This window comes from Chloroflexus sp., from assembly GCF_049970315.1.
In the GTDB taxonomy this organism is placed as follows: domain Bacteria; phylum Chloroflexota; class Chloroflexia; order Chloroflexales; family Chloroflexaceae; genus Chloroflexus.
Genome location: NZ_JBMFNE010000013.1, coordinates 1 through 15167, shown reverse-complemented (window position 1 = coordinate 15167; position 15167 = coordinate 1). Strand labels below are relative to the sequence as shown.

Below are 15167 nucleotides of genomic sequence, written 5' to 3'. Positions count from 1 at the left end.
CTCATGAGCGCGATGACCCGTTGATAGGCAATCGCGGAATATAACCCCGTTCGATCAACTTGTCGCGAATCTCTTCCATCGATTTCTGGCCTAGATTGCGCACCGAGAGGAGCGCCTTTTCGTCCATTTGCAGGACTTGACCAATCTTGGTAATCTCGGCCCGTTTCAGACAATTGTACGTGCGGGTCGAGAGTTCTAGCGTCTCGATGGAGGTATCGTAGACGCTAGGAGGAATCTCAAGACCGGTTGTTTCGGGCTGAGCTTCCGCCTCAACGGCCATACGGTTGAAATTCGCGATCGTCGTATTGTAATGAACCAAGACCCGTGCCGCATAATCGAGCGCATCGACGGGTCGTACCGTGCCGTTCGTCCATACTTCAAGAAGTAGACGATCGAAGTCAGTTGCCTGCCCGATACGAGTATTTTCGACAATATAATTGACACGTGGCACGGGTGTAAAAATGGCATCAATGGGAATTTCACCCAACGGCAGAATACCGCGCTGGTCTGCCGACAGATACCCTCGCCCACGTTCAATCGTTGCCGTCAACTCGATCCGGGCTTGCTCATATTCGAGCGTACAAATATAGTGATCGGGATCAACGACCGCGAGCCCTTCAGGCAGTACCAGATCGGCAGCCGTTACCACCCCCGGCCCCTGCTTCCGGATCGTTGCCGTCACCGTTCCTTCGTGGTGACCGCGCAGATGGATGCCTTTCAGGTTCAAAATCAGTTCAACCATATCCTCGGTCATGCCGGGGATGCGGTCAGTTTCCTGATAGACACCGGTAACCCGCACGTGAGTAATCGCCGATCCGGGGATAGCCGTAAGCAGAACGCGCCGCAGCGCGTTGCCGAGCGTATGTCCATAGCCCGGATCGAGCGGCTCGATTTTAAAGCGACCAAAGCTCTCGGTGGCTTCTACAACCTCGATCTTTGGCTGAGCGATATCGAGCACTGCTGCCTCCCATTTCTTCACTTGCTTCCCAGCACTGGGAGCATTTACCGGCTATAGAACTCGACGATCAACTGCTCATTAATCCCGGCCTCAGCATCCTCACGGCGTGGCAACGCGACAACCGTGCCTGAGAGTTCGGCAGGATTCAAGCGTAACCATTCCGGGGCACGATGCTTGTTGAGCACACCGCTATCGACCAAATTCTTGAAATATGTACGGCTGCGGCTTTGTGGTCGCACGGCAATCACTTGCCCAACTTTCACGGTATACGACGGAATATTCGTCTTGCGACCATCAACAACGATATGCCCATGGTTTACCAACTGGCGAGCCTGAGCGCGGGTCGTAGCAAACCCAAGACGGTACACCACATTATCAAGTCGGCGCTCGAGCAAACTCAGCAAATACTCGCCGGTTACTCCGCTGCGTCGCGCCGCCTGCTCGAACAGACGGCGGAACTGGCGCTCAAGGACGCCATAAATAAACTTTGCCTTCTGCTTTTCGCGCAACTGCGCGCCGTAGTCAGACAACGCCCGGCGACGGGCAGCCGCGCCGTGCTGACCCGGTGGGTCTGGCCGCTTATTGAGAATACGCTTACCTTTTTCGGTGATACCAATGCCCAATCGTCGACTCACTTTACCGACGGGCCCTCGAAATCGCGCCATAGTCGTATTATCCTTTTATATCGTAAAACAGGGCAGAAACATCTGCACGCCTTTTCCCAAACCTGTGAGATGGGCGCTAGCGCTGCTCGTTGGCAAACGCCACCGCAGTGGGCGTCCGGGAACAAAGCCCTCCGGTTCCAGTTGCGGTCGTCTCACAGGAGAAAAACGTCGATTGTCCAAGAACCGTAGATTATACCCGGCGTCGCTTCGGTGGTCGGCAGCCATTATGCGGGATAGGCGTTACATCGGTAATCGCCGTAATCTGCAAACCGGCAGCCTGTAACGAGCGAATTGCCGCCTCACGGCCGGCACCGGGGCCTTTCACGAAGACCTCAACCGATCGCATGCCGTTTTCCATCGCCTTGCGGGCTGCATTCTCAGCAGCGACCTGCGCGGCATAGGGCGTGCTCTTGCGTGAGCCTTTAAAGCCGCTTTGACCGGCACTCGACCAGCACACAACGGCACCCTGTGGATCGGTGATAGTTACAATCGTGTTATTAAACGTGCTCTGGATATGAGCATACCCACGCGGCACGTTCTTACGCTCACGGCGCTTACCGCGTTGACGGGTGGTAGTAGCTGTTGTTTTTCCCTTGGCGGGCATTCCGTGCTCCTTATAGCAACTACTTCTTCACCTTCTTCTTAATACCGATAGCCTGACCGCGACGACCGCGACGGGTTCGCGCATTAGTACGTGTGCGCTGACCACGCACCGGCATACCGCGGCGATGGCGCAAACCGCGATAGCAGCCAATATCCATCAGACGTTTGATATTCAACTGCACTTCACGGCGTAGATCACCTTCCACTCGGTATTCACGGTCGATAACTTCGCGGATCCGGCCTACTTCTTCTTCGGTCAAATCGCGTACTCGGCGATTGGGATCAACGTTCGCCTTCCGCAGAACGTCCATACCATTCGAGCGACCGATCCCGTAGATGTATGTGATTGCAATTTCGATCTTCTTGTTGCGGGGAATATCAACCCCGGCGATACGTGCCATGCCTGTCCTCTTTGCTGCTGTTACGCTCCACCAACTGGTCGGTTGGTGGTAATGTCCTTTTCAGCCAACGATGGTAGTGCGCATGACGACTACCGTTTATCCTTGCCGCTGTTTGTGCTTTGGGGTGCGTGAGCAGATTACGCGAATCACGCCCTTGCGCTTAATCACCTTGCAATACTCGCAGCGCGGCTTTACCGACGCTCGCACTTTCATAGTCAACCTCCTTGCAGCGGCGGACGCCGCCGTGCTGCGTCGCGCCCCTACTTATAGCGATACGTGATACGTCCCCGAGTGAGGTCATACGGCGAGAGTTCGACCAGCACTCGGTCGCCCTTCAAGATACGAATGTAGTTCATCCGCATCTTGCCCGAGATGTGAGCAAGCACCTCATGTCCGTTGTCGAGTTGCACCCGGAACATTGCGTTTGGCAACGGTTCTGTGATGGTACCCTCCATCTCGATGACGTCTTTTTTCTTCGACATAGTCCTCCTAACCTACGGCTGCGCTGGCGTTAGATACGGACTCAGCGCTTTCAGCATTGCCTCTGTCACGAGCGCGATCTCGCGTTGACCATCAATCTCGTGCAGGATGCCCTGCCGCTGGTAATATTCGATCAGCGGCATCGTTTGGGCGAAGTAGACATCCAGCCGGTGCTGCGCTGTCTCGATTGAGTCATCGCTTCGTTGGTAGAGTTTGCCGCCGCAGGCATCGCAGATATCCGGCCGGTGTGACGGAAAATAATAGATGTTGAATACTGCGCCACAGGTACGGCACGTTTGCCGCCCGGCAATCCGACGCAACAGTACCTCTTGGGGTACGGCCAAGAAGAGGACGGCATCAATCCGGGCGCCATCTTTTGCGAGCGCTTCTTCGAGGGCGCGCGCTTGATCTTGGGTACGCGGAAACCCGTCGAAGATGACCCCAGAAGCGCAATCCGGTTGCCGAATGCGTTCCAAGATCATACGAATCACGACCTCATCAGGTACCAATTCACCACGATCCATATAGGATTTTGCCAGCATACCCAGTTCGGTCCCTTCACGCAAAGCTGCGCGAAAGAGATCGCCGCTAGCGACGTGGGTGAGACCTGTTCGATCGGCGAGAGTCTTTGCCTGTGTACCTTTGCCGGCTCCCGGTGGTCCTAACAAGATAACGTTGGTCATGACTCGGCGCTCGCTCATTTCAAAACTATACCTTTACCAGGTACAGTAGACCATCTGCCTATCTCACAAAGACGCTGCCCAACCGGCTTCCCGGCGAGCAACGGCTTTTATTGTACTACACTTTTGCCGTTTGTGTGCAGCACTACCTAGTCAAGAAACCCTCGTAGTCACGCATGATCAACTGTGCCTCGAGTTGGCGCATCGTATCCACCGCCACACCCACCACGATCAGGAGAGCCGTGCTACCCAACCCAATTTGCACACCGGTAATCGATTGGGTGATGAATGGTAGCACTGCAATCAAGCCAAGAAACAGTGCTCCGGCCAATGTAATGCGGTTAAGTACCTTCATCAGGTACTCTTCCGTCTTTTTACCTGGCCGAATGCCGGGGATGAAACCACCGTTGCGTTGGAGGTTCTCGGCCAAATCCTGTTGGGTAAAGATGACAACGGTGTAGAAATAGGTAAAACCGACAGTCAGGAGGAAGAGTAACGTCATATAGACAATCCCACCGCCCTGACCGGTTGGGTTAAACGTATTGTAAAAGAAACCGGCGATAGCATTACCAATTCCCTCGGCACCGGGCCGGTAAAACCATGAGGCAACGATACCGGGGAAGATGATAATACTCTGGGCAAAAATCAGCGGGATCATGCCGGCCGAATTGACCTTGAGCGGAATGAAGCTGCTCTGACCGCCGTAGACTTTATTGCCGCGGACCCGCCGTGCATATTGAACGCGAATCCGGCGCTGCCCCTCTTGAATGAGCACAATACCGACAATTGTCAGCAATGCAATAGCAACAAAACCGATGAGTCCAAGAATGGTGCTAAAATCACCGGCCTGGCTAATCTGGAAGCCCTGAATGATGAGACGCGGCAGCCGTGAAACAATTCCGCCGAAGATAATGATCGAGATACCGTTACCGATCCCGCGTTCGTTAATCTGTTCACCGAGCCAGATCAGCAACATCGTACCGGCGACCATCGTGGTAAGGACGGTAAATGTAGGGAGAAAGTTGGCCGCCAGATCGAACGGTGTCCGGAAGAGTGATGCCGTTGGATCGTTATTCGGGTTGATGGTTCGTTCAAGTGTCAGGGTTTGGCCGTAGGCCTGCAAATACGCCAACGGGATCGTTAACCACAATTGGTAGCGATTGAGGCGTAGACGACCCTGTTCACCCTCTTTTTGCAATTCTTGCAACGCGGGAATCAGTGGTTGCAACAACTGCATAATAATCTGGGCGGTGATGTAGGGGTACACCCCCATCGCAGCCACCGAGAAGTTTTCCAACGCACCACCGGCGAACAGATTCAGCAGTTGCGCCAACTGATTAGTCGCCAGCGCCTGTCGCAACTGTTCGAGCGTTGTCGGATTAATATTGGGTACCGGAATATGCGCGATCAGGCGAAACAGGAACAGCATCCCCAAGGTAAAGAGGATACGGCGCCGGAGATCAGGCAACTGAATTGCACGCAGTACAGCTTGCAGCATGATGATGCTTCCTGTGAGCGGCGAGAACAGTCGCGTTCTCGCCGCACTGACCGATTACGATTGGCGAGCGTTACGCATACTCGGATTAGGCCCACGCGAGCGCGAATGGCGTTCGACAATCCACGTCAGGTCAATTGCCTTACCACCGGCCGCTTCAATTTTCTGGCGAGCGCTCGCCGAGAACTTGTGTGCTTTGATTACCAACGGCTGGTTTAACTCACCATCGCCGAGAATCTTGACCGGCATTTTCTTGCGCCGCACGAGCCGACGCGCTAACAACGTCTCTGGCGTTACCTCGAGTTCGGTTGGCCAATCGACCAGACTGCCAACATTGACCACTTCATATTCAACGCGAAACTTATTCGTAAAGCCGCGTTTGAAGGGCATTCGTTTCACCAGTCGGTTCTGACCACCCTCGAAGGTTCGGTAAGGGCCGGGGCCACTCCGGGCTTTTTGGCCCATCATACCTTTACCACCGGTCTTACCTTTACCCGAGCCGTGGCCACGCCCAATCCGCTTACGCTTACGATGCGAACCCTCGGCAGGGCGTAAATCGTGAAGTTTCATGCCTGCACCTCGTCCTCAACCTCTTCCACCTTTACGAGGTGCTGAATCTTAAACAGCATCCCACGCACCGATGGATTATCCGGTTTGAGTACACTCTGATTCAAGCGGCGCAAGCCAAGCGCAGCCAGCGTTTCCTTCTGGTCACGCGCATAGCCAATTGCGCTCTTTACGTAGGTTACGCGCAGCTTACCCATCACGCCGCCTCCGTCGTTTCACGTCGCATCCGGCGTGCGTTCAGCTCTTGTGGTGTCATATCACGCCGGCGAGCCATCTCTTGCAGTGAGGTCATTTCACTCAGTGCCTTGAAGGTCGCCTTCACCACATTAACCGGGTTGTTGCTCCCATAGACCTTCGAGAGAAGGTCTTTGATCCCGGCAGCTTCCACCACCGGGCGGACACCACGACCGGCAATAACACCGGTACCGGGTGCTGCCGGGCGCAACATCACCTTCGTGGCGGCAAACTTCGTCACGATCTCGTGAGGGATCGTCGAATGGACCAGCGGCACACGGATGAGATTCCGCTTGGCTGCTTCAGCCCCCTTGCGGATCGCGTCTGGGACTTCCGCCGCCTTTCCCATGCCAATACCTACGTGGCCTTTACCATCACCGACCACAACGACTGTGCTGAAGCTGAAGCGCCGGCCACCCTTCACGACCTTTGACACGCGGTTGATCAGGACGACTCGCTCATCGAGCTCCAGCGTGTCGGGGTTGATACGTTCTCGTTTCACAGTTCCTCCGCTACGCTGCCCTTGGGCAACTAGAAGTTCAGACCTGCTTCGCGGGCCGCTTCGGCCAGCGCTTTTACTCGTCCGTGATACTTATAGCCGCCGCGATCGAAGACCACCTTCGTAATTCCAGCCTGCAACGCCCGTTCGGCGATCAGCTTACCAACCAGCGCTGCCTCTTGCGTCTTAGTCAATTCCGGGCTACCACTCCAGCCCTTCTCAATCGTCGAAGCGGCAACAAGGGTATGACCAACGGTATCATCAATCACCTGCGCGTAAATGTGGGCATGACTACGGAAGACGTTCAGCCGCGGTCGTTCTGGCGTGCCCGAGACGCGCTTACGGACGCGATTATGCCGGCGAAGCCGGAGTTCACGTGGTGTTCGCTTTCCCATACGATCCTCAAATAACTATCGCAACGGAGATTCCATCCCCCGTCGCTCGCGCGGTAGATGGCTGTGTTCATCATGACACAGCCCGTATCGCTACTTCGCCTTACCGGCCTTACCGGCCTTGCGGCGAATCTTCTCTTCCAGATACTTAATGCCTTTGCCTTTGTACGGCTCTGGCGGACGTAAGCTGCGGATACGTGCTGCCTCTTCACCCACCTGCTGTTTGTCGATACCGATCACCGTCAATGCCAGTGGATCGTTGGCCGATTTTCGTTCACCAACGATGTAACTAATGTTCGGTGGTGGTTCAATCCGAACCGGATGCGAAAACCCAAGGTTCAGCACCAGGGTCTTGCCTTCGAGCTGAGCGCGATAACCGACGCCGTTAATCTCCACCGCTCGCTGCCACCCCTGCGTCACGCCGACAATCATGTTATTGATCAGCGTGCGGGTCAGGCCGTGCAGGGAGCGATGCAGCTTCTCGTCCGAAGGGCGTTGCACGGTGATAACATCACCTTCCTGCTTGATAATCATATCAGGATGCAACTTTTGGGTAAGCGTTCCCTTTGGCCCCTTGACGGTGACGAGGTTTTGCTCACCGATGGTCACCTGTACGCCCTTCGGCACGGTAATCGGTCGTTTTCCAATTCGCGACATGATACTCCTCCGTGCGCGTTACCAAACGTAGCAGAGCACTTCACCGCCGACGCGCTCGCGCCATGCTTCGTGATCGGCAAGCACACCTTTCGGCGTTGACAGAATGCTCAGCCCGAGGCCGCCGCGCACCCGCGGAATGTCAGCGCGCTTGGTGTAGACGCGCAGCCCCGGCTTGCTCACCCGGCGAAGACCGGTGATAGCCGGCCGGCGGTCGGGCATGTACTTCAGGGTAATCGAGATGGTCTTGTACGGCTTACCATCGTCGATCACGGTGTAATCACGAATAAAGCCTTCGCGTTTCAAAATGTCGGCAATCGCAATTTTCATCTTCGATGCCGGCATTGTCACCGTTGTATGGCGGGCCATGCACGCATTGCGGATGCGTGTCAGCATATCGCCGATAGGATCATTGACACTCACGGTATGCCTCCTCACAAGACGGGCGTCAAAAAGGTTTCTGATTGCCGCACAGCGCTTACCAGCTTGCCTTCACAACGCCCGGAATGAGGCCTTTCAACGCATGCTCGCGGAAGCAGATGCGGCACATCCCGAACTTGCGGATATACGCTCGCGACCGGCCGCAGATCTTGCAGCGATTGTACGCACGCACCTTAAATTTCGGCGGTCGCTGCGCCTTAACGACCCACGATTTCTTAGCCAACGGAATACCTCCTCAAATCGTTGAACCAGTCAGCGCGTGAGGCGCTCTTAGTTCAAACTAATCACGAAATGGCATGCCGAGTCGCTTGAGCAAAGAATAGGCTTGCTCGTCATTCGGCGCGCTGGTGACAATTGCCACCTCTAAACCACGAATCTTATCGATCTTATCGTAGTCAATGTCTGGAAAGACAATTTGCTCTTTCAGACCAATACTGTAATTCCCGCGACCATCGAACGAGCTACGGCTCACGCCACGAAAATCGCGGATACGCGGCAGCGCGAGTGAGCAGAGACGATCAAAAAAGTCATACATCCGGTCACCGCGAAGTGTTGCCATCACACCGATAGGCATGCCGGCGCGCAGCTTAAACGACGCGACCGACTTCTTCGCTCTGGTTACAACCGGTTTCTGGCCTGTAATCGCAGCGACATCGTTGACGGCGGCCTCGATTGCCTTCGCGTTCTGAACCGCTTCGCCAACTCCAACATTAACGACAATTTTTACGAGGCGCGGCACCTGCATGATGGATGTGAACTTAAACTCCTCCATCAGGGCCGGAACGACCTCTTTGTAATACTTCTCACGTAGACGAACGGTCATGGCTTTTTCTCCAGGGGCTTGGCGTCAGTCACGGCTGCGCCGGCCCTGAACTGACTACTTATCGATAATGGCATCGCAGGCCTTGCAGTAGCGTACCTTGCGTGGCCGGCCCTTGTGGTCGGTTTCTTCAAGGAAACGCTTACCGGTCCGCGACGCCCGTCCACAACTCGGACAAATCAGCATCACATTGGAGACGTGAATTGGAGCTTCCATCTCCACAATACCGCCGGGGCGACCGGGGCCACGCGGTTTTTGGTGGCGCTTGACAATATTCAAGCCTTCTACCACCACTCGATTGACTGCCGGTAACGCGCGTTTAATTTTTCCACGCCGTCCTTTATCTTTACCGGCAATGACCAATACTTCATCACCAGTCTTGACATGCATCACAGCACCTCCGGGGCGAGCGACACGATCCGCATAAACTGCTTCTCGCGCAACTCACGGGCCACCGGGCCAAAAATGCGGGTGCCACGCGGGTTATTCTCTTTCCCAATTAACACCGCAGCATTATCGTCAAAGCGGATGTGCGAACCGTCCGGTCGGCCATACTCTTTGGCGGTACGAATGATCACTGCTTTGACGACATCACCCTTCTTGACCTGACCGCCGGGTGTTGCCTCTTTCACCGAGGCGACGATAATATCACCAACCCGGCCATAGCGAACCCGTGAACCACCAAGGACCCGGATGCACATGATCTCTTTGGCCCCGGTGTTATCGGCGACTTTCAGCCGAGTCTGAGGCTGGATCATGGCTATGCCTCCTCGCCACGTTTAATAATCTCCACAACCCGCCAGCGCTTAGTACGGCTCAACGGGCGGGTCTCCTCAATCCGGACCACATCACCCACTTTACAGGTATTCTCCTCATCGTGGGCGTGAAACTTCTTCGAGCGCCGAATAATCTTGCGGTAGAGCGGGTGGGGTTTCAGATAATCCACCTTAACCACTACCGTCTTGTCCATTTTATCGCTTACGACGCGACCAACCTTCGTCGTTTTGCGCTTTTGTTCCGCAGTCATCATGCTCTGCTCCATATCTACTAGCCGAGCTCGGCCTGCGCCAACTCACGCTCGCGCAGGATGGTTAGGATGCGGGCAATCTCCTTCTTCACCTGCTTAGGCCGAGCAGTGTTGGTGAGTTTACCGGTCGCTTTCTGGAAGCGCAGATTAAACAACTCGACCTTATACTCGCTCAGCTTTGCGCGGAGTTGGGCATCATCAAGGGCGCGCAGTTCACTCGCTTTCACTGCTCACCTCCTGATCACTTGCCGTCGCACCTTGCTCTTCGCGATCGATCACTTTGCACTTAACCGGCAGCTTCTGAGCGGCACGGCGTAGTGCCTCGTGGGCAATATCTTCACGCACACCGGCCAGCTCGAACATAATGCGACCGGGCTTGACCACGGCAACCCAGTGATCGACCGAACCCTTACCACCGCCCATACGGGTTTCGGCGGGTTTGCGGGTGATCGGCTTATCCGGGAAGATCCGTATCCAGACCTTACCACCACGCTTGACGTAATTGGTAATCGCGCGGCGGGCGGCCTCAATTTGGCGGCTAGAGATCCAGCTTGGTTCGAGCGCCATCAGGCCATACTCACCGAAAGCAACGCTATTGCCGCGGTAGGAGAGGCCGTGACTGCGCCCTTTCTGCATTTTGCGGTACTTCGTGCGCTTAGGCAGAAGCATTGCTATTCCTCCTCGGCGCGCGTTCACGCCGTTCAGGCGCGGGCGCGGTCGCCGGCTGCTCGACAGAGGCCTTGGCGCTCTGGTTGGGGAAGACATCTCCCTTATAAATCCAGACTTTCACGCCAATCCGGCCATAGGTCGTATGGGCATGCACCTGTGCATAATCGATATCGGCCCGCAGCGTATGGCGTGGAACCCGGCCCTCTGCCTCTTCATGCACGCGAGCCATTTCAGCGCCGGCGAGGCGACCCGAGCAGCGGATCTTTACGCCTTGCGCTCCCAAGCGCATTGCACGCTGGACGGCCTGCTTCATTGCACGCTTGTAGCTAACGCGCTTGGTGATCTGCTCACCGATACTTTCGGCCACCAGTTGAGCATCGAGTTCGGGCTGGCTGATCTCTTTAATATTCAGCTTAATCTTCTTGCCCGTTTTTTTCTCCAGCGCGCTCTTCAACGTATCGACGTTCGTGCCGCGCTTCCCGATTACGATTCCGGGTTTAGCCGTATAGACCGAAATCTCGATCTTATTTGCCGAGCGTTCAATCTCGATCCGCGACACGCCAGCGCTTTGCAGTTCCTTGCTAATCAGCTTACGCAGCTCGATATCTTCATGGAGTTGCTTCGTGTAGGTTTCGCCTTCGGCAAACCACTTCGACTGCCAATCCTTGATATAACCGAGCCGGAAGCCGATCGGATGTACTTTGCGCCCCAAGCGAGCCTCCCTCTTTAATAATCCGACTTATCGGCTACTACCACCGTAATATGGGTGGTTGGTTTGCGGATGCGATTCGCCATACCGCGTGCCCGCGGCATAAACCGCTTTAAGACCGGGCCTTGATCGGCGTAGATGGTCTTAATATACAGTTCGTCACGATTCATATCGAAGTTGTGCTCGGCATTTGCGATGGCCGACTTGAGCGTGCGGGCCACTTCACGTGCTGCCTTTTGCGGCATATAGCGTAGAGTTGCCAAAGCGCGGTCAACCGGCATACCACGCACAACATCCATCACGAGACGAACCTTCAGCGGCGAGATTCGCACATAACGAGTTACAGCTTTTGCTTCCATTGCTCTTCTCGTATCGCTACCCGACGCATCATTACAGGCGGGTTATTGTACCACGTTTTGCGCATGATGCCATCGGCCCTTGGCGGGAACTACTTAACTTTCCCGCGCTTATCGGCCTTCTTACCACCGTGGCCGCGGAAGAACCGGGTAGGAGCGAATTCACCCAGCTTATGCCCGACCATATTTTCGGTAATGTAAACGGGCACATGGCGGCGGCCATCGTGAACCAGGATGGTATGACCAATCATCTGTGGGAAGATGGTTGAGTCACGCGACCACGTGCGGATCGCCCGCTTTTCGTTAGCCTTATTCATCGCTTCGATTTTATCGAGCAGCTTAATATCAACGTATGGCCCCTTCTTCGACGAGCGGGACATAGTTCCTCCTCACAGAGCGCCGGGCGACAGCTACCGTCACCCGGCAGTGCAATGTTACTTGCGCCGACGGATAATAAAGCGATCGAAGCGCGGATTGTGACGGGTCTTGACACCACGGGCCGGCTTCCCCCACTTGGTCTTTGGCGTACTCATACCACGTGGCGCGCGTCCTTCACCACCACCGTGGGGATGGTCGCGGGGGTTCATCGCGGCACCACGCACGCGCGGCCGCCGACCGAGCCAGCGTGAGCGACCGGCTTTACCCAATCGGATGTTCTGATGGTCGACGTTCCCGACTTGCCCAATCGTTGCCATACAGCGCAGGTGGATCATGCGCACTTCGCCGGAGGGCATACGGATGGTTGCGTAATCGCCCTCTTTGGCCATCAACTGGGCAGCAGTACCGGCAGCGCGCACCAACACACCACCGCGTCCAATCTCCAGCTCGATGTTGTGGATCTGGGTACCGAGCGGGATCGCACCGAGTGGCAACGCATTCCCAACCCGAATCTCGGCGTTGGGGCCACTCATCACCGTATCACCGACCTTTAAGCCGAGTGGGGCAATAATATAGCGCTTTTCACCGTCGACGTAGGCTAACAGCGCGATCCGGGCACTGCGATTGGGATCGTACTCAATCGCCTGCACTTTGGCCGGAATCCCGAACTTATCGCGCTTAAAATCGATGATCCGATAGAAGCGCTTGTGCCCACCGCCACGATGGCGTACCGTAATACGACCTTGGTTATTACGCCCGGCCTTCTTGCGTAGCGGCTCGATCAGGCCTGGCTCCGGTCGTTTCTTGGTAATCTCCTCGAAGGTCGAAACCGACATATTGCGGCGACCGGCCGAGGTTGGCTTGTAGACGCGAATACCCATAACTTTTCTCTCCCTCTAACGGTATCGATTCTTCAGTGCGAACCGATACCGGTCGCTGCTTTCAGTGCAGCAGCGACGTTAGGCGCCGAAGATCTCGATCCGATCGCCTTCGGCAAGTGTGACGATGGCCTTCTTCCAATCGCGGGTATAGCCAACCGACTGACCGCGCCGGCGGCGCTTCCCGCGCACGTTCATCGTATGAACCTTCGTGACCCTCACATTAAAGATGGTCTCTACCGCATGCTTAATCTGCGGCTTCGTCGCATTGCGATGGACCTCAAACGTATACTTGTTGAGTTCCATCAAACTCGTGTTTTTCTCGGTGATCAGCGGGCGAATCAAAATATCATACGGCGTCAGCATGGTCTATCCCTCCTGCGCCGGCGCCGCCAAGCGAGAGCGTTCGCCGAGATAACTCTCGACCACTTGAACCGCCGCTTTAGGCATGATGATGTGGTCGTAGACCAGCAAATCACGAACATTCAGATAGTGAGCCAGCAACGTCTTCACCTTCGGCAAATTGTTGGCCGAGCGGCGCAGATTCTCGTTGGCCGGGCTCTTGCTATCGATGACAACAAGAGTCTTTTTATCGGCGAGACCGTGCGCTTGCAAGAATGCAACGAAATCCTTGGTACGCGGCTGAGGAAAGGTAAGCTCATCGATAAAGCGAATCTGGTTTGCAGCGAACTTTACCGACAGAGCCGAGCGTACCCCAAGCCGGCGCATCTTACGCGGCATCGAGACCCGATACGAGCGTGGGTGTGGACCGTGGGCAACACCACCACCTTTGTGGTGTGGTGCGCGGATCGATCCCTGGCGAGCGCGACCGGTACCCTTTTGGCGGTAGAGCTTGCGGGTCGATCCCTTAACTTCTCCACGACCGCGTGTATTGTGTGTACCGAGGCGGGCATTAGCGTTTTGCATCACCACGTACTGATGCATCACCGGCACGTTTGGTTCGATGCCGAAGATATAATCGCTGACTTCAATTGAGCCCACCTGCTCTCCGGCCTGATTGTAGAGTGTTGCCTGCATCGCTGTACCCCTTTAGCCCTTCACCGCTTTGCGGATCTGAAGCAGGCCATTGCGGGCGCCGGGAACGGAGCCCTTTACCAGTAGCAAATTCTGTTCGGGCAGTACTTCAACCACTTCCAGATTCTGGATGGTGACGCGGTCGCCGCCCATTCGACCGGCCATACGCTGGCCTTTCCATACACGACCGGGGGTGGTACCGGCTCCAATCGAACCGGGAGCACGGTGGCGGTCACTTTGGCCGTGGGTCTTAGGGCCACCACGGAAGCCGTGCCGCTTGACGACACCCGCAAAGCCACGACCCTTTGAGGTTCCTGAAATATCGACCTTCTGGCCGGGCTTAAACAGTTCAACCGTCACCACTTCACCGGGTTTATGGGCAAGTGGGTCGTCGGCGCTAAACTCACGGAGGTAGCGCAACATCTTACCACCCGACGCCTTGAGATGACCCTGCTGGGGCTTGGTGAGCTTGCGCGCTTCTACCTCCTCATAACCGAGCTGCACCGCGCTATAGCCATCGCGTTCGGGTGTGCGAATCTGGGTGACGATGCAAGGTCCGGCTGCAATAACCGTTACCGGGATAGCCCTCCCTTCCTTGGTGAAGTACTGCATCATCCCGATTTTACGACCTAACAATCCGTGAATCATAGTGTACCTCCGCAGCATGCGTCGATGCGCAGCGGCTGCCTTTCCGGCTCACCCCGAAACTGTAGTCCAAGAACGAAGCCGTCGCAGTCGGAGTGATACCTACTTTCTTCTACAACTTAATCTCAATATCGACACCGGCCGGCAGATTGAGTTTCATCAGCGCGTTAATTGTTTGTTGACTTGGATCGAGGACATCGATCAACCGCTTATGAGTACGAATCTCAAACTGCTCTTGCGAGTCTTTATCGATGAATCCCGACCGGATCACGCTATAGCGTTCGATCTTGGTCGGAAGTGGTACCGGCCCGGCGACGAGTGCGCCTGTTCGCTCGGCAGCCTCAACGATCTGACGCGCAGATTGGTCGAGAATTTTATGATCATACGCCTTGAGGCGAATACGAACCTTTTGCTTAGCCATTGTTTTTCTCCAATCGACGGAGACGTAGGTAAGGCCTACGCCTCCGTTCTCGGTTCACATATCGCTAATCAAGGATCTTGGTAACGACACCTGCACCGACGGTGCGCCCACCCTCACGGATAGCGAAGCGGAGGCCCTCTTCAATCGCCACCGGCACAAT

At 55.6% G+C, this 15167-nt stretch carries 30 protein-coding genes; all 30 read right to left on the bottom strand.

Translation table 11 applies throughout. The features are described 5' to 3' along the window. Window position 1: 1 nt before the first annotated feature. A complete protein-coding gene (locus tag ACP5OT_RS10325) occupies window positions 2–958 on the bottom strand; it encodes a DNA-directed RNA polymerase subunit alpha (RefSeq protein WP_428132093.1) in 957 nt (318 codons plus the stop codon). Window positions 959–1002: 44 nt separating this feature from the next. After that, window positions 1003–1623: a 30S ribosomal protein S4 gene (gene rpsD / locus ACP5OT_RS10320; RefSeq protein ID WP_428132039.1), complete on the bottom strand. Its 621-nt coding sequence runs from the start codon at window positions 1621–1623 to the stop codon at window positions 1003–1005. A 190-nt stretch (window positions 1624–1813) separates the two neighbouring features. Beyond that, complete coding sequence (gene rpsK, locus ACP5OT_RS10315; protein ID WP_015941715.1) at window positions 1814–2227, bottom strand: 30S ribosomal protein S11; 414 nt, start codon at window positions 2225–2227, stop codon at window positions 1814–1816. Between the two features lie 19 nt (window positions 2228–2246). Beyond that, window positions 2247–2627: a 30S ribosomal protein S13 gene (rpsM, locus tag ACP5OT_RS10310; RefSeq protein WP_424675956.1), complete on the bottom strand. Its 381-nt coding sequence runs from the start codon at window positions 2625–2627 to the stop codon at window positions 2247–2249. Between the two features lie 96 nt (window positions 2628–2723). Continuing rightward, the gene (gene rpmJ / locus ACP5OT_RS10305; protein WP_012258254.1) at window positions 2724–2840 is read right to left on the bottom strand and encodes a 50S ribosomal protein L36; all 117 of its coding nucleotides are present in this window, start codon (window positions 2838–2840) and stop codon (window positions 2724–2726) included. A 47-nt stretch (window positions 2841–2887) separates the two neighbouring features. Further along, window positions 2888–3109, bottom strand: coding sequence for a translation initiation factor IF-1 (gene infA, locus ACP5OT_RS10300; RefSeq protein WP_012258253.1), 222 nt, complete (start codon window positions 3107–3109; stop codon window positions 2888–2890). A 12-nt stretch (window positions 3110–3121) separates the two neighbouring features. Next, window positions 3122–3790, bottom strand: a complete 669-nt coding sequence (locus tag ACP5OT_RS10295) for an adenylate kinase (RefSeq protein WP_015941717.1) — start codon at window positions 3788–3790, stop codon at window positions 3122–3124. Window positions 3791–3932: 142 nt separating this feature from the next. Beyond that, window positions 3933–5285 carry a preprotein translocase subunit SecY gene (secY, locus tag ACP5OT_RS10290; protein WP_424675957.1) on the bottom strand — a complete coding sequence of 451 codons (1353 nt, stop codon included), beginning with the start codon at window positions 5283–5285 and terminating at the stop codon, window positions 3933–3935. A gap of 54 nt (window positions 5286–5339) precedes the next feature. Beyond that, window positions 5340–5852, bottom strand: a complete 513-nt coding sequence (gene rplO, locus ACP5OT_RS10285; RefSeq protein ID WP_428111467.1) for a large ribosomal subunit protein uL15 — start codon at window positions 5850–5852, stop codon at window positions 5340–5342. Continuing rightward, window positions 5849–6046, bottom strand: a complete 198-nt coding sequence (gene rpmD / locus ACP5OT_RS10280; RefSeq protein ID WP_015941720.1) for a 50S ribosomal protein L30 — start codon at window positions 6044–6046, stop codon at window positions 5849–5851. Before rpmD ends, rplO begins: the two co-directional genes overlap by 4 nt. Continuing rightward, window positions 6046–6585: a 30S ribosomal protein S5 gene (gene rpsE, locus ACP5OT_RS10275; protein ID WP_015941721.1), complete on the bottom strand. Its 540-nt coding sequence runs from the start codon at window positions 6583–6585 to the stop codon at window positions 6046–6048. Before rpsE ends, rpmD begins: the two co-directional genes overlap by 1 nt. Window positions 6586–6614: 29 nt before the next feature. Continuing rightward, on the bottom strand, window positions 6615–6977 hold the full coding sequence (gene rplR, locus ACP5OT_RS10270; protein ID WP_424675959.1) for a 50S ribosomal protein L18: 363 nt from the start codon (window positions 6975–6977) through the stop codon (window positions 6615–6617). Window positions 6978–7067: 90 nt separating this feature from the next. Beyond that, a complete protein-coding gene (gene rplF, locus ACP5OT_RS10265; protein ID WP_428132037.1) occupies window positions 7068–7631 on the bottom strand; it encodes a 50S ribosomal protein L6 in 564 nt (187 codons plus the stop codon). Between the two features lie 18 nt (window positions 7632–7649). Next, complete coding sequence (rpsH, locus tag ACP5OT_RS10260; protein ID WP_287904768.1) at window positions 7650–8051, bottom strand: 30S ribosomal protein S8; 402 nt, start codon at window positions 8049–8051, stop codon at window positions 7650–7652. A 55-nt stretch (window positions 8052–8106) separates the two neighbouring features. Continuing rightward, the gene (locus ACP5OT_RS10255) at window positions 8107–8292 is read right to left on the bottom strand and encodes a type Z 30S ribosomal protein S14 (protein WP_424675961.1); all 186 of its coding nucleotides are present in this window, start codon (window positions 8290–8292) and stop codon (window positions 8107–8109) included. Between the two features lie 57 nt (window positions 8293–8349). Next, the gene (gene rplE / locus ACP5OT_RS10250; protein WP_424675962.1) at window positions 8350–8892 is read right to left on the bottom strand and encodes a 50S ribosomal protein L5; all 543 of its coding nucleotides are present in this window, start codon (window positions 8890–8892) and stop codon (window positions 8350–8352) included. 54 nt (window positions 8893–8946) lie between these two features. Then, on the bottom strand, window positions 8947–9279 hold the full coding sequence (gene rplX, locus ACP5OT_RS10245; protein WP_015941727.1) for a 50S ribosomal protein L24: 333 nt from the start codon (window positions 9277–9279) through the stop codon (window positions 8947–8949). Continuing rightward, entirely contained in the window at window positions 9279–9647 is a 369-nt protein-coding gene (rplN, locus tag ACP5OT_RS10240) for a 50S ribosomal protein L14 (RefSeq protein WP_015941728.1), read from the bottom strand. Before rplN ends, rplX begins: the two co-directional genes overlap by 1 nt. Window positions 9648–9649: 2 nt before the next feature. After that, window positions 9650–9919 carry a 30S ribosomal protein S17 gene (gene rpsQ / locus ACP5OT_RS10235; RefSeq protein ID WP_015941729.1) on the bottom strand — a complete coding sequence of 90 codons (270 nt, stop codon included), beginning with the start codon at window positions 9917–9919 and terminating at the stop codon, window positions 9650–9652. 17 nt (window positions 9920–9936) lie between these two features. Further along, complete coding sequence (rpmC, locus tag ACP5OT_RS10230; protein ID WP_424675963.1) at window positions 9937–10143, bottom strand: 50S ribosomal protein L29; 207 nt, start codon at window positions 10141–10143, stop codon at window positions 9937–9939. Further along, window positions 10130–10585: a 50S ribosomal protein L16 gene (gene rplP, locus ACP5OT_RS10225; protein ID WP_424675964.1), complete on the bottom strand. Its 456-nt coding sequence runs from the start codon at window positions 10583–10585 to the stop codon at window positions 10130–10132. Before rplP ends, rpmC begins: the two co-directional genes overlap by 14 nt. Next, window positions 10572–11297, bottom strand: coding sequence for a 30S ribosomal protein S3 (gene rpsC / locus ACP5OT_RS10220; RefSeq protein WP_424675965.1), 726 nt, complete (start codon window positions 11295–11297; stop codon window positions 10572–10574). The genes rplP and rpsC overlap by 14 nt, the downstream gene beginning before the upstream one ends. 14 nt (window positions 11298–11311) lie before the next feature. Next, window positions 11312–11653, bottom strand: coding sequence for a 50S ribosomal protein L22 (rplV, locus tag ACP5OT_RS10215; RefSeq protein WP_015941733.1), 342 nt, complete (start codon window positions 11651–11653; stop codon window positions 11312–11314). Between the two features lie 89 nt (window positions 11654–11742). Beyond that, entirely contained in the window at window positions 11743–12030 is a 288-nt protein-coding gene (rpsS, locus tag ACP5OT_RS10210) for a 30S ribosomal protein S19 (protein ID WP_015941734.1), read from the bottom strand. A 54-nt stretch (window positions 12031–12084) separates the two neighbouring features. Further along, window positions 12085–12909, bottom strand: coding sequence for a 50S ribosomal protein L2 (gene rplB, locus ACP5OT_RS10205; protein ID WP_424675966.1), 825 nt, complete (start codon window positions 12907–12909; stop codon window positions 12085–12087). Between the two features lie 78 nt (window positions 12910–12987). Beyond that, window positions 12988–13272, bottom strand: a complete 285-nt coding sequence (gene rplW, locus ACP5OT_RS10200) for a 50S ribosomal protein L23 (protein WP_015941736.1) — start codon at window positions 13270–13272, stop codon at window positions 12988–12990. 3 nt (window positions 13273–13275) lie between these two features. Beyond that, complete coding sequence (gene rplD / locus ACP5OT_RS10195) at window positions 13276–13944, bottom strand: 50S ribosomal protein L4 (RefSeq protein ID WP_015941737.1); 669 nt, start codon at window positions 13942–13944, stop codon at window positions 13276–13278. 12 nt (window positions 13945–13956) lie between these two features. After that, window positions 13957–14589, bottom strand: coding sequence for a 50S ribosomal protein L3 (gene rplC, locus ACP5OT_RS10190; RefSeq protein WP_015941738.1), 633 nt, complete (start codon window positions 14587–14589; stop codon window positions 13957–13959). 109 nt (window positions 14590–14698) lie between these two features. Then, window positions 14699–15007 (bottom strand): 30S ribosomal protein S10, encoded by a 309-nt coding sequence (rpsJ, locus tag ACP5OT_RS10185; protein ID WP_012258230.1) that lies wholly within the window; start codon window positions 15005–15007, stop codon window positions 14699–14701. Between the two features lie 64 nt (window positions 15008–15071). After that, window positions 15072–15167, bottom strand: a 96-nt coding sequence (locus tag ACP5OT_RS10180) for a hypothetical protein (RefSeq protein ID WP_428132090.1), incomplete at its 5' end; no start/stop codon positions are given.